12 protein-coding genes are annotated in these 13,136 nt (G+C 47.1%); 8 read left to right on the top strand and 4 right to left on the bottom strand.

The genetic code is table 11. From position 1 onward, the window contains the following. Positions 1-51 precede the first annotated feature (51 nt). The 3 genes from OIR97_RS11230 (at position 52) to OIR97_RS11220 (ending at position 4,704) form a co-directional block, all read left to right on the top strand. Complete coding sequence (locus OIR97_RS11230; protein WP_169545718.1) at positions 52-2,085, top strand: ATP-binding protein; 2,034 nt, start codon at positions 52-54, stop codon at positions 2,083-2,085. A gap of 797 nt (positions 2,086-2,882) precedes the next feature. Then, positions 2,883-3,578, top strand: a complete 696-nt coding sequence (locus tag OIR97_RS11225) for a DUF1045 domain-containing protein (protein ID WP_169545717.1) — start codon at positions 2,883-2,885, stop codon at positions 3,576-3,578. Positions 3,579-3,912: 334 nt separating this feature from the next. Next, complete coding sequence (locus OIR97_RS11220; protein WP_169545716.1) at positions 3,913-4,704, top strand: 3-hydroxybutyrate dehydrogenase; 792 nt, start codon at positions 3,913-3,915, stop codon at positions 4,702-4,704. A gap of 74 nt (positions 4,705-4,778) precedes the next feature. Here the strand turns inward: OIR97_RS11220 and OIR97_RS11215 are convergent, their stop codons facing one another. Together OIR97_RS11215 and OIR97_RS11210 are read right to left on the bottom strand one after the other, a co-directional pair. Beyond that, positions 4,779-5,474: a hypothetical protein gene (locus OIR97_RS11215; RefSeq protein WP_169545715.1), complete on the bottom strand. Its 696-nt coding sequence runs from the start codon at positions 5,472-5,474 to the stop codon at positions 4,779-4,781. Between the two features lie 101 nt (positions 5,475-5,575). Continuing rightward, on the bottom strand, positions 5,576-6,142 hold the full coding sequence (locus OIR97_RS11210) for a TetR/AcrR family transcriptional regulator (RefSeq protein ID WP_169545714.1): 567 nt from the start codon (positions 6,140-6,142) through the stop codon (positions 5,576-5,578). 715 nt (positions 6,143-6,857) lie between these two features. Between OIR97_RS11210 and OIR97_RS11205 the strand changes: the two genes are divergently transcribed. From OIR97_RS11205 to OIR97_RS11190, 4 genes are read left to right on the top strand one after another with little or no spacing between them, the layout of a single operon-like run. Beyond that, positions 6,858-7,478, top strand: coding sequence for a glutathione S-transferase family protein (locus OIR97_RS11205; RefSeq protein WP_169545713.1), 621 nt, complete (start codon positions 6,858-6,860; stop codon positions 7,476-7,478). A gap of 29 nt (positions 7,479-7,507) precedes the next feature. Next, positions 7,508-9,565, top strand: a complete 2,058-nt coding sequence (locus tag OIR97_RS11200; RefSeq protein WP_169545712.1) for a 2Fe-2S iron-sulfur cluster-binding protein — start codon at positions 7,508-7,510, stop codon at positions 9,563-9,565. A 53-nt stretch (positions 9,566-9,618) separates the two neighbouring features. Then, positions 9,619-10,200, top strand: a complete 582-nt coding sequence (locus OIR97_RS11195) for a TetR/AcrR family transcriptional regulator (RefSeq protein ID WP_169545711.1) — start codon at positions 9,619-9,621, stop codon at positions 10,198-10,200. 59 nt (positions 10,201-10,259) lie between these two features. Next, entirely contained in the window at positions 10,260-11,171 is a 912-nt protein-coding gene (locus OIR97_RS11190) for a haloalkane dehalogenase (protein WP_169545710.1), read from the top strand. 29 nt (positions 11,172-11,200) lie between these two features. Here OIR97_RS11190 and OIR97_RS11185 read toward each other — a convergent pair whose 3' ends face one another. Then, entirely contained in the window at positions 11,201-11,872 is a 672-nt protein-coding gene (locus tag OIR97_RS11185) for a glutathione S-transferase family protein (RefSeq protein ID WP_169545709.1), read from the bottom strand. A 21-nt stretch (positions 11,873-11,893) separates the two neighbouring features. Beyond that, a complete protein-coding gene (locus OIR97_RS11180) occupies positions 11,894-12,388 on the bottom strand; it encodes a MarR family winged helix-turn-helix transcriptional regulator (RefSeq protein WP_219821732.1) in 495 nt (164 codons plus the stop codon). 111 nt (positions 12,389-12,499) lie between these two features. Here OIR97_RS11180 and OIR97_RS11175 point away from each other — a divergent pair, with 111 nt between their 5' ends. Then, positions 12,500-13,135, top strand: a complete 636-nt coding sequence (locus OIR97_RS11175; protein WP_169545708.1) for a glutathione S-transferase family protein — start codon at positions 12,500-12,502, stop codon at positions 13,133-13,135. The last annotated feature ends 1 nt before the right edge of the window (position 13,136 follow it).

Here is a 13,136-nt window from a genome sequence, read left to right as displayed (position 1 = left end):
TCGCATTCACGGAAATTCCCTGTAGTTTATACCTGAAAGAGGGGGATTTCTGTGAGCATTCTACTGGCTAAAAGCGTTACGATATATGATGGCCCTAACCTTTTTGCGAAGGGACCGGTACTTAAATACGTGTTTGATGTGGATGTCCGCTCATTCCCTGAACCCGGTGATTTTGCGCAAAAGCTGTGTGGAGCAGGAAAAGTCGATTTTCGGCCAGAAGCCAAGGAATTTCCCGATTTCCTGATATGCAGTGCCTTGGTCCAGATATCGGCAACGCTCATGAAGACGGTTTGCGGCCCAATCGCAGACGGATATGTTCAGCAGGAAGAAGACACCGGTTATTTTACCTGTTATGTTCCTTTTACAGTGAACGAAGTGTGCAGACGGGTGATGTTCCTGCTTTACGGTTTGTTTAATGAACTCACGCCCGATGAATTTGAAAATAGTCTTGCCCAATTCGCCCAACGTCTGGAGGCAATTCAGCAAGAAGCTTCAGTTTTGAACAAACGGCTGTCTTTAGGTCGGCCCGTTATTGAATTCATTAAACTGGCTGAGCAAAGATCAATTCCCTGGCGAAAAGTATCGGCAAATCACAAGTTGGTATTTTTTGGATATGGCAGAAACCGAAAAAGTTGTGACCGGTCTATTGTTCATCAGGAAAGCCATATTGCGGCGTCTGCCGCAAATAACAAAGAGCAAACTCAAAAATTATTGAGCCTTGCAGGTCTGCCCGTTGCGCCTCAGCAGGTTGTCAGATCTGAACAACAAGCCCTACAGGCGGCAAAACGAATTGGTCTTCCAGTTGCTGTAAAACCTTTGTTTGGACTTCAAGGCTTTGGGATAACACCAAAAGCCAGCAGCCTTGAGGAGGTGAGGGATGCGTTTCACAGGGCTTCAAAATTTCATCAGCATGTGCTGATTGAAGAGCATATTACGGGCGAAGATTACCGATTTCATATTGTCGATGGGGAGTTTCAATTATGTATTCGCCGGAACCGGGCAAATGTGACGGGGAATGGGCAGGATAGCATTCGGGTGCTTGTTGAAAAGGCCAATGAAGCTGACTGGCGTAAAGGGCCGGATGGTAAATTGATTTTTGGTATTCCCATTTCAGAAGACACCACCCGCAACCTTGAAAAACAGGAACTGAACTGGTCCATTATCCCCGATGATGGTCAAATCATTTATTTGCAACAAGTGCCTAACCTTAGCCAGGGGGGCAACTTTGACGATGTCACAGATCAGGTCCACCCGGATAATATCTCAATGGCGGAACAGGCCGCGGTTGCGATTGGGTTACAGGTCGCAGGCGTTGATTTCCTGACCGAAGATATCAGCAGACCTTATTGGGAAGCGGAAGGTCGAATTTGTGAAGTCAATGTCATGCCTGCAATTTTCGATATTGAACGACCGGGGGATCAAAAGCTACAGCAGTTCAAACGGGTTTTTGAACTTATGTGGCCACAAGGGGAGGATGCTCAGATCCCGACAGTTGCGGTCTTATCCAACGGCACTTCCCGTGTTTCATATTGGTTGCAGGCTATTTTCGATTATCACGGCTTAACAGTGGGTCTTCAAAACGACGAAAATGCGTTTGTCGGGGCTAGTCCTCTTATTGGATTGGGCACACCGCCTGATGCGGCTAAGGCTGTTCTCTGGAACCCGTCTGTCGATGTCGCTTTACTGCAAAATAGTGTGGATACGATTTATAACCATGGCTTGGGCTTTGAGCAGGCGGATTACTTGGTTCTGGATGAAGGCATTGACCTTGCGAATGAACAAACGCAAGCCGCGGCTTCGTTGCTCACCCGGGTCTGTAAAAAAGGCATTTTATATTCGGCAGATAAAGAAGCGGATGCTGAATGGGCTGAAGGTCAGTCCGAACGGGAAAGGTTTGGCATTAATGGGCAGGCGGTTTCTCAGGATCACTTTAATCAGTTGCCGGATGAAGAGAAACGTTCGTGTTTGATGGCCATACAATGCGCGTCACTCTGCGGGATGGCCATTGGTAATGATTGCCTGATGCATCTTATCTATTTATCCAGGCAACACGAACTGGATGCCTCAGAAAAAACAGCCGTGTAATCTTCGCCGACCAGCTTTTCTTTGGGCTTTTTTTCCGAAAGGGGTCTAGACAAATGCGGAGAAGGTAGATATCCGCGCGGCAAACTTTACGTTTCTATATGAATCTCGTTATTGGGAGTACCAACTTGCTGAATAATCTGTCTCAGCCCCTTGAAGAACAGGGTGCCCGATGAGCGATAGATTGCCAGACAATCAGAAGAAACCTCGCCTTGTGCCGATCCTCCAGTCGACAGCGACAATCTTGAGTTTGGTACTTACGTGGGAGAGCGGGCTAAAATCATTGCAACATCGATAGGTGACTACTCCGATGGGGTGAATGGTGGGACACCATTTATTTCAAATCGGAAAACTTTTTGATCTTGCGACCGAAATCCTGTGCAATCAGGGCCAACTGGCGATAGACCGTGCCCAATCGTTAATTGTCATTGCCGCCGTAAGATGGATGAGTTGGACGACAGGGATCAGGACTATTTTAAGATGTCGCTTGTTATAAGTCTTGATTGATCATGGTGTCTGGATCAGGCATGCTGTAACGATACAGGGCGGGGTTCGAATGGAAACCGGCCCGTTCACCGGGTTGGCAGCGGTTGTCACAAAGAACCTACCGCCCTATACCATTATAAAAGGCGTTCCGAAGGCCTGTGATGGGAGAGCGATATTCTCAGGATGTTCGGATAGTCTGTTAAACATTCGATGATGGTATTGGCCTCATGACCTGCTAAGGGTGCGCTTGTCAGGTTCTCGAGAATTATTTGCGCAGGAATCCTGTCGCAGAGTTGATGTCGAATAGGAGCTTCATGAACAGTTATAAGCGTTATGCCATATACTATGCCCCTAAGTTTGATACGCTGTTGTCAGAGTTTGGCAATAGCTGGCTGGGTAGGGACCCATTTACCGGGTTAATGATACCACGACCCCAAATCCCTGAATTGTCATTTCAACAAATTCAGGATCTTACCCGGGCGCCAACACATTACGGTTTTCACGGGACATTGAAGCCTCCTTTTTTTATGAAACCGGATTTCAATCAAAGGCATCTGGAGGATGCCCTTAAGGCTTTGTCTGAGCGATTAACCGCGGTCGAGGTGGGATCCCTTACGTTAAAGATTATTGGTGATTTCATGGCGCTTTGTCCTGCGGGGGATTTGACAGCATTGAACACTGTGGCGGCCTCCTGTGTGAAGGAGCTGGACAAATTCCGGTTACCTCTCAGTCAGGAGGAATTGGAATACAGGCGGAGAGAAAAGCTCACTGATCGACAGGAAGATAATCTGCTTTCGTGGGGATATCCTTACATCCTGGAGGATTTTCAGTTTCACTTGACCTTGACCGATATTCTCGATGAAAGCGAGAAAGAGCCGCTTACAGAAATATTAGAGCGTGAGACTGAAGATTTGAGACGTTCGCCTTTCATTCTGGACCAACTCTGCTTGTTTGGGGATCCGGGGAATGGGTCACCATTTCGATTGATCAGGCGGTTCGGTTTATCATAACACCGTCGATTAAAATGGATCGGAAATCAGGTGGATGAAGAACTGGTCAGCCCCTTCAGGTGGACCGCTAGCGTCAATTTGAACGATGTCGTCCTCAACGGTTTTTTGCCAGCGGAAAACTTGGCCTACCCTGTTGACGCAAGGTGTTGTTGCTGATGAAAAACGGCAGGCCCATAGAAGATGGAAGCACCAGTTTTACCAGTGATCGTGTTCAGTTGCTTGTTGAATGATGCGAGGTTGAGCCGGGTAAGTTTGTTCTTGACGATAAAATGGTCGCTAAGCAATATGCATGGCATAAACCCAATTTAATTTTCTTTTAATCTGGAGACTTACGATGACAGTTAATCTGTCCGGCAAGGTAGCCTTGGTGACGGGCTCAACAAGCGGTATTGGTCTGGCTATGGCGAAAATGTTCGCCCAAAACGGTGCCCATGTTGTCTTGAACGGTTTAGGCGATGAAGGCATGATCCAAGCTGCCAAGGACGAGGTTTCCGCAGTATCTTCGTGTGGTGTCAGTTATAACGGTGCCAACATGCTTGATGCAGGCGCCATTCAGCAGATGGTGTTGGATGTGCAAACCGCGCATGGGTCGGTTGATATTCTGGTGAATAATGCGGGTATTCAGCATGTTTGCCCAATTGAAGATTTTCCGCCACAGAAGTGGGAAGACATTCTGGCAATTAACCTTTCCAGTGCATTTTATAGCTCGACAGCGGCCTTGCCCGGAATGCAAAGCCGGAATTATGGTCGGATTATAAATATTGCGTCTGTGCATGGTTTAGTCGGCTCAGTAGAAAAGTCAGCCTATGTGGCTGCGAAACACGGAATAATCGGATTGACTAAAGTAACAGCGTTAGAAAATGCTGAAGCCAATATAACCTGCAATGCCATCTGCCCTGGTTGGGTGCGTACACCTTTGGTGGAAAAGCAGATCAACGCGTTGGCTGAAAAGGAACAGTTAGATACTGAGGCTGCTGCTAAAGCACTCTTGTTGGAGAAAGAGCCATCCTTGCGTTTTACGACCCCTGAAGAGCTCGCCGAAGCAGCGTTGTTCCTCTGCGGTCCGGGCGGTGCAAATATGACAGGCACATCCATTGCAATGGATGGTGGATGGAGTGCCCGTTAGCAACGGGCGCTTTTTGCAAAAAGAAAAGGCGGCCATTGGCCGCCTTATTTTATGTGTTTAGCATTTTCCCGCCGTTAGGCAGACTTGCGTTTTTTGCGCCATCCAACAAATGCCATCAGACCCAGGCCAGCCCCATATAATGGCAGCGCAGCAGGAAGTGGCACTGTTGAGAGGGGCGGACTTCCAGTCACATCGAATGTCATGACGTAGCCAACCGGTTCCCCAGTATTTGTCCCGAAGGTTCCGTTCCCAAGCAGGATGTTATAGACACCCTCTCCCAGGTTTAATGGGATCAAGGCCGAAGAAATCGGCGCTGTCGCGCCCGGAGGAGGGTTCGGAATGCCCATATCCGGTGCAACGGGAATATTGAAAATTGCCGGGTTTGTTCCGGATGTATAAGTCATGGTCCAAAACGGCGGCGGTGCTGAAAAGAGTGGATTGAACGGGTTCAGGTTTGTTCCAAAAACAATACGGGCGCCTGTCAGGGTCTGACCCTCTGACAAACGGATGGAGAAAGCATCCGAAGAGTCTACCGGTGTGTAGACTGAACCCGTGAAGGTATTACTTGTTCCTGTCGGAGTTCCGATCAAGTCGAAGACAGCGACATCGCTGCTTCCCCCAATTGCATCATAATCGTTTCCAGGCGCATTTCCAGCTTCGTCATATGAACCTGTATAAGCAACCGGTACTAACAGTGCGTGTGCAGAAAAAGATGCAGTTGAGAAAAGTAGTACGCTTATTAGTAGTTTTAAATTTTTAAGTATTTTCATGAGCCCCTCTATTCATTGTTATTTCTAATATAAATAGAAGTTAAAAAAATTTAAACATACAATAAAAATTATTATTTACAGGTCTGTACAGTAAGTTGGGACTATTTCTCTAAATGTGAGTCAATCAGGATCTGCGCGGCTTGCTTGGCGGTCTCTGAGTAAGTGCTGGCACCGTTAATATGAGCCAGGACCGTCGCCCCCTCTTTGAGAATCATCAGTTGACCTGCAAGGAGATCGGGGTCCGTCGCGTTCGCAGATTCTGCAAGATTTCTTGTATAGTTGAAAAGAAGTTTTTTATGCTCTTGAGCAATGTTAATAATGGGCGTACTTGCGTCAGGATATTCCCCTGAAGCTTTCACAAACATACAGCCACTGAACTCGTCGCTGACAAACCACTCCTTTAAAACATCAAAAATGGCAAGAAGTTGATCTTTCGGCGTTTTTGCAAGTTCTTCCACACGCCTTACGAAATGATTTCGGAAAACTTCATCGCGCAGGCGCAATGTCGCCAGGATCAAATCTTCTTTGGTTCTGAAGTGTTTGTACATGGACGTTTTCGAAATACCGGTTTCTTTAACCAATGTGTCCATGCCTGTCTTGTGGTAGCCGTCCCGATAAAAAATGGTGAGAGCTTTTTGAACCAGTTCTTCTCTTTTTGAAGCGCGCATAATATCCTCATGTACTGATTTGTACGTATATATTTAAAAAAAATAGAATTAATTTCAATCTTTAAATTCTTGAAAAATAACGTTTTCTATTTTTTTGGAGAAACTCTTTGGTTCAGTTTCGAAAAAATTCTATTGACAAAATGTACTGATCTGTACATATTAATCTTATATTTTATCGTAAGGTGGCATTAAAAATTGGAGGGATGGCGGTGGTTTTTTCTTTTTTAAGCAAGAATCAAAAAAACTTCATTAGAATCTATGCAAGTAAAATTTGTGGTTGTTGTTTGAAGGGTGGTTATTTTTGAGGTTCGATCCAGCCAGATAGGATTGTTTGTCGTTTCTCTTGGTTTTAATCGGATAAAGAGTTTGCACCTGATTGTTTGCAGGCGTGTGTCCGAGCCTTGATGTTTGTTTATGCAAAGAGTTTTGTTTTGTTCAGGTGAGTTGATGAAAAACCATTATTGAATACTGAAAATGGATCCGTTTGAGAATGAGGTCAGATACAAATGGATCAAAAAATGAAGGGACAGAGTATGAAAAGCCGAAGCATGAATCCCCAATGTCATGAGGTGAATCTGGTCACAGCCAGACTTTACAGGCTCAATACTCTTTCCTTCTGGAAGGGGGTAAATTGGCTGAAGTTCCCCTCAACCTATGCCAACCCCTTCCAATTCCAATCGATAAAATTAACGTCCGTATTTTCAGGAGATAAGAAGTGACGAGTTCAATTAAAATCCATGGTTTCCCATTATCCGGTCATTCCCATAGAGTGGAGCTGTTCGCAAATCTTGCCAATATTCCTTATGAAGCGATTGTGGTTGATCTGCCGAACGGGGCCCACAAAAAAGAGCCATTTCTTTCCTTAAATCCTTTTGGACAGGTTCCGGTTATCGAAGACGGGGATATTGTCCTGTCTGATTCAAACGCTATTCTTGTTTACCTTGCTAAAAAATACGCGCCAAACTGGCTTCCTGAAGACCCTGAAGGTGCTGCAGCGGTTCAGCGTTTTCTATCTCTGGCCGCTGGTCAAATCAGTTACGGCCCTGCATCAGCACGGTTGATCACAGTCTTTGGTGCAGGCTTGGATGCCGGACGCGCACACGCTGTCGCAAGTTGGGCTTTTGATCGTCTTGAAGCTCATCTGGCGGGGCGGAACTGGCTCGCAGCGGATGAACCAACGATTGCTGATGTTGCTGTTTACACCTATACGGCACACGCCCCGGAAGGAAATGTCGATTTAAGCGGTTATCCGAATATCCGCGCTTGGCTATCCCGTGTTGAAGGGCTTCCCGGGTTTGTTGGAATGAAAAAGACCAAGGTTGGTCTGGCGGTGTAAGAAATTCGTGTGAATTGACGGAGAGCGTTATGCAGGATACTGGTTGGACTGCGACCGATACACCTTTTCACAAAGGTGAAATTGAAGCGCAACGCAAAGTGGGCGTCGCCGAGCAAATGCGTCGTTTTGCCCGGCGTATTGTGCGCCCATATTTGCCTGATCAGCACCGCGACTTTTTCCGTCAGTTGCCGATTGTTTATGTCGGTCATGTTGATGCTCACGGATGGCCATGGGCGACTGCCCTGGTCGGAGAGGCCGGGTTTTTGCAAAGTGATACCTCTGCCGCACTTAGGGTAAATGCCCGGCCGCATCCTCTGGATCCATTGTCTGAAAATCTGCAGGTAAGAACCCGGCTCGGTTTGCTGGGCCTTGAAATGCATACAAGGCGGCGTAATCGATTGAATGCTACTGTTGATAAAGTAGACACTGACGGTTTTTTATTATCCGTTGATCAATCTTTTGGCAATTGTCCGCAATATATTCATACCCGGGAACTTTCCTATGAGAGGCCGTTGGGCACCGCTGTGGAGAGCAGTCAGAGACGTGTATTTCATGAATTTGATGGTCTGGTAAAAATGCTGATTGAAGAGGCTGATACCTTCTTTGTATCCAGCAGTGCCTCTGATGATGTTGCGGATGCTACAGGTGGCGTTGATATGTCGCATCGCGGGGGGCGGCCCGGTTTTGTAAAAATTGACGGCACGCGTCTTTTTGTTCCTGATTTTGTCGGGAATTTTCATTTCAATACAATCGGAAATTTTTTGGTAAACCCCAAAGCCGGTCTATTGTTCATTGATTTCCAGACCGGTGATATGGTCCAATTGACAGGCACAGTTGAAGTTTGCTGGGATAACGAAGGGTTTGAGCATTTTCAGGGTGCGGAACGTGGTTGGGTGTTTACACTGGAAAAAGGAATTTTTCTAAAGGATGTGCTTCCTGTTCGCTGGTCGGGTGGTGTGGCTTCTTTAAATTCCAACCTGACTGGTACTTGGCAGGATGCAGCTTCGGTCGAACAATTGTCCGCCCGTAAAAATGAATGGCGCGACTACAAGATTTTACAATGTGTGGATGAAAGTTCGGTTATTCGATCATTTTATCTATCTCCTCAAGATGGGGAGGCGGTCCCGCATTTTAGTGCCGGACAGTTTCTGCCGGTTAAAGTCCCGGTGGAAGGGGGGGCGCCCCTTATTCGCACCTATACCGTTTCTTCTTCGCCGTTGGATAAAGTCATTCGGATTTCCGTTAAAAAGGAACAGGGCGCGTCGCGCCTTATGCACAACAATTTGCAGCCGGGGGACACGCTGGCTGTGCGAATGCCACGGGGGTCGTTTTCAATGAATACGTCCGAGCGCAAACCCGCGATATTATTATCGGCGGGCGTTGGCATTACCCCCATGGTATCTATGATGCGGGCCGCATTGCAGGATGGTTTCCGTACGCGTGCCTTGCGTCCTGTAACTTTGATCCATTCTTCAAGAAACAGCCGCGAACGTGGCTTTTTTGATGAAATTCAGGATCTGGTGAACAGTGCGGATGGCAGCCTGCAATATGTGTCCCTGTTGCAAGAGGTTGCGCCGCAAGAAGAGCCGGGCATCCACTATCATGACCAAGGATATATAACCCAGGAACTTTTGCAGGAGGTTCTTCCGGGCGAGGGGGCAGAATTCTTTCTATGCGGCCCTGATCGCTTTATGCAATCAGTGTATGATTTGCTTGTTCAGATGGGCGTAAAAGATGAAGATATAAAGGCAGAAGCCTTTGGCCCGGCGGCTATCAAACGAAATGTTGAGGGGAAAAGCGATCCTGCACCGGCTGAAGAAGCGCTTGTCCGGTTTCAGCATTCTGGCGGAGAAACTGTACATCTTTGGCAGGAAAAAGATGGCACTCTTCTAGAGTTTGCTGAACAGCATGGTTTTGCGCCTGATTTCAGTTGCCGAAATGGTGTTTGTGGGACCTGTGCCGTTCCCATGGCATCGGGATCTGTCGTATATGGCCGGCAACCAGATGCTGTTCCAGACGATGGACAGGTTTTGTTATGCTGCTCCCGGCCGGCCATCGGGACGGACGACATTACTGTTAAGATCTGATTGACACGCTGCGTCCGTTTTGAAACACTTGCTCTAATTGAAGCGAGGGTCCTGTGGTACGTCCAATAGAATTTGAAGAAACGAAGGTTTTGGCAGGTGCAATGCGGTGTTTCTGGAAACAGGGATATGCGGCGACCAGTATGCGGGATCTTGAGAAGGTGACGGGCTTAAGTACAGGCAGCATCTATAATAGTTTTGGCAATAAAGATGGCTTGTTTGTTCGTGCACTGGACCATTACGTGGAAACGATTATCAATCGGCGCATCGAAGTTTTTCTGAACCAGGATAATGCCAAAAGAGGCATTCTTGATTTTTTCGAAGACTGCTTGGATAAGCCTGACAGTGTGCGGGAGTTAGGGTGTCTTCTGGTGAATACCAGCGTTGAAAATCATCTGCATTCTCAAGATGTGCGTGAAAAAATGAAACTAGCGCACAAAAAAGTAACGCGAGCCCTGCAGGATACAGTTGTGCGGGGGCTTGAAAATAAACAGATTTTTACAAACAGGACTCCTGATCAGGTGGCCCAGCATTTGGCGATGCTGCTATCAGGGTTACTGGTCAGGTTGCGCTATGACCATGAAACAGACTGGCATAAGGGTACACTGGAGTTGGTGTCAAATTTACTAAACAACTAAAATCAATAAGAAAATTTTTTGCCGTATTTTAGAACGGTTACTTTAAAATGGAGGATGTTATGCACGCGCTCAGGACGCCGGACAGTTGTTTCGACACTCTATCCGGCTATTCATACAAGCCGCACTATCTGATGATTGATGATACTGAAGGCGGACAGCTAAGACTGCATTATGTGGACGAGGGCGCACCAGATGGGGACGTAATTCTTCTGATGCATGGCGAGCCGTCTTGGTCCTATCTTTACCGGACAATGATCCCCGTGTTTGTTGATGCGGGATATCGGGTGATCGCTCCTGACCTCATCGGCTTTGGGCGATCTGACAAGCCTGCCGACCGTAAAGATTATACCTATGCGCGTCATGTTGCATGGATGCTTGACGCTTTTGATCAGCTGTTGATCTCGGACGTTACTCTGTTCTGTCAAGACTGGGGCGGTTTAATAGGTTTACGTTTGGTGGCGGCACGGCCGGATAGATTTGCGCGCGTTGTTGCTGGAAATACGTTTTTGCCCACCGGCGATCAAAAACCATCTGAAGCCTTTTTCAAGTGGCAGGATTTTTCCCAAACAGTACCTGAATTTCCAGCTGGGGGAATTATCAAGGGTGCGACAGTTTCTGATCTTTCCGAGGATGTTGTCGCCGGGTATAACGCCCCTTATCCTGAGGAGCGGTATAAGGAAGGGGCGCGTCAATTCCCTTTGTTGGTCCCATCATCTCCGGACAATCCGGAATCTCAGGCAAATCGCGATGCCTGGGAGGTGTTGAAGGCATGGGATAAGCCCTTTTTGACAACCTTCAGTGATCAGGACCCTATCACACGCGGTGGGGATCGCATTTTACAGAAATTGATCCCCGGCGCCGCAGGACAGGACCATGTCACCATCCAAAATGGCGGGCATTTTCTGCAGGAAGATCAAGGGCCTGAAATTGCCAATGTCATGATCCGTTTTATGCAGAAAAACCCAATTTAAGGAGTTCAAATTTTGTAAACTTGGCGGTTTCAATCCAGAAGGGGTGTAAATTTACCGGTTTTTGAAATCGCCACTTTGTAGGCCGGGCGCTCTCGTATCCTTGTTAGAAAATCAGCTATGTGGGGAAACCTATTTTCAAATCCGACCCGTACTTCAGCGACTTCCAGACAGTAGCCCATGACAATGTCGGCCGCTGTGAACTGGTTGCCTGCCAACCAGGTCCGCTTCTCCAGCGTTTTTTCCATATATCCCAAAATGCGGTAAAGGCGGGGCTCGATGAAGGATGCTTTTACTTGCCCGGCGATCATTTTGGCAATCGGGCGGATAAAAAAGGGTACACCCGTGATGACCCGTTTGAAAATGAGCAGATCAATGAGAAGGGGCGTTAGCGTTCCTTGTGCAGAGTGTAACCAGAAAAGGTAGTCTGCTCGATCCGTGGCGCTTGCTTTGGGACGAAGACTGCTTTCCGGGTATTTATCCAGAATATAGTCGATGATGGCATTTGTTTCTGCCAGCACGAGATCACCATCTGAAATGGTAGGAGAGGTACCAAGCGGGTGCAATTGTTTATAGTCTTCTGGCGCAAGATCATGGGGGCCGCAACGTTTGTAGGTTTTTAAGCGATACTCAACACCTAATTCTTCAAGAAGCCAGACAACCCGAATGGATTGGGAATTTTCCAAGTGATGTACAGACAGCATTTGGGATCCTTTGCTGATCGGTTATAATTTTTTCAGAATGGTATAAAGGGTTTGCAAATCGTTTTGATCTAAGCCGGTCGAGTGGGTCAGTAGAGACTTGTCCGCATCTCTATGCGCTTTTCGGCCGTTTGGTGTAATGGATACATAAACGGTTCTCTGATCGGTCAGGCAGCGTTCTTTAGAGATTAAGCCGTTTTCGCCTAGTTTATTCAGCGTACGTGACACATTCGCGTTTTCATCAAACATGGCCGCCTTTAACTGGTTGACAGTCAGCCTGCCGGTCGAGGATTTGTCCAGAGTATGCAGAATATTCAACTGCAGTAGTGATAGGCGCATTGGTGCGATCAGGCGTTCAAGGCTTGCCTTTTGTTCATGAGCAATACAGCCGATCAAGGTCAGCACCTTTTGTTCCAGCGCCATTTCTGACTCAATAACCAATGACTTATTCGCCATATCTCTCTCCAATGAACGGGCAGCAAGATGGCTGTCCATCCCACTTGCACAATTATATATCATGAAATTTAATTCCATGATATATAATTACTGAAGCCCATGGCCAGGCTGTCGGCTCCTACAGATATACAAAAAAATATGTCCTCTTGTCAGAGACTAAATAAGGAAAAAACCGTGATCAAAATTCATCATTTAAATGACTCGCGTTCTCAGCGGATACTTTGGCTTTTAGAGGAAATGGGCGTCGATTATGAAGTTGTCCCGTATATGAGGGATCTTGAAACTCGCCTGGCGCCGGAAACATTAAAAGCTGTGCATCCGTTAGGGAAATCACCGCTTATGGAAGATGGTGATTTGCTGCTGCATGAATCCGGTGCAATTACTGAATATCTTATTCGCCGTTATGGAAATGGAAAATTCGAGCCAGCACAGGATAGCGCTGATTACCCACATTATGTTGAATGGCTTCATTATGCTGAAGGCTCGGCCATGTTGCCGTTGTTGCTGCGTTTATACACAAGTCGTCTGGGCGACGCTGCCGCGCCGTTAAATCCGCGCATTGACAGTGAAACGATGAACCATTTTGGTTTCATCAACAAACATTTGCAGGGGCGGGAGTTCTTTATTGGGAATAGCCTGACCGGTGCCGATTTTATGATGTCCTTTCCGCTGGAGGCTGCAAATGCACGCGGCGCCGCAGCCGCCTTTCCTGCGATTGCTGACTTTGTTGCGCGGATCCAATCCCGTCCAGCCTATTTGAAAGCGCTGGAAAAAGGGGGCGAATACTCCTTTGCACAGAAAGCTGATTAAT

This window comes from Sneathiella aquimaris (genome assembly GCF_026409565.1).
GTDB lineage: Bacteria > Pseudomonadota > Alphaproteobacteria > Sneathiellales > Sneathiellaceae > Sneathiella > Sneathiella aquimaris.
Note: the sequence above shows the minus strand (reverse complement) of the source record. Positions and strands in the feature narration are given on the sequence as shown.

Coding starts and splice junctions, on each gene's coding strand:
- OIR97_RS11225 (WP_169545717.1), top strand. CDS start 2,883: ATGAACAGTTATAAGCGTTATGCCATATACTATGCCCCTAAGTTTGAT.
- OIR97_RS11220 (WP_169545716.1), top strand. CDS start 3,913: ATGACAGTTAATCTGTCCGGCAAGGTAGCCTTGGTGACGGGCTCAACA.
- OIR97_RS11215 (WP_169545715.1), bottom strand. CDS start 5,474: ATGAAAATACTTAAAAATTTAAAACTACTAATAAGCGTACTACTTTTC.
- OIR97_RS11210 (WP_169545714.1), bottom strand. CDS start 6,142: ATGCGCGCTTCAAAAAGAGAAGAACTGGTTCAAAAAGCTCTCACCATT.
- OIR97_RS11200 (WP_169545712.1), top strand. CDS start 7,508: ATGCAGGATACTGGTTGGACTGCGACCGATACACCTTTTCACAAAGGT.
- OIR97_RS11190 (WP_169545710.1), top strand. CDS start 10,260: ATGCACGCGCTCAGGACGCCGGACAGTTGTTTCGACACTCTATCCGGC.
- OIR97_RS11185 (WP_169545709.1), bottom strand. CDS start 11,872: ATGCTGTCTGTACATCACTTGGAAAATTCCCAATCCATTCGGGTTGTC.
- OIR97_RS11180 (WP_219821732.1), bottom strand. CDS start 12,388: ATGATATATAATTGTGCAAGTGGGATGGACAGCCATCTTGCTGCCCGT.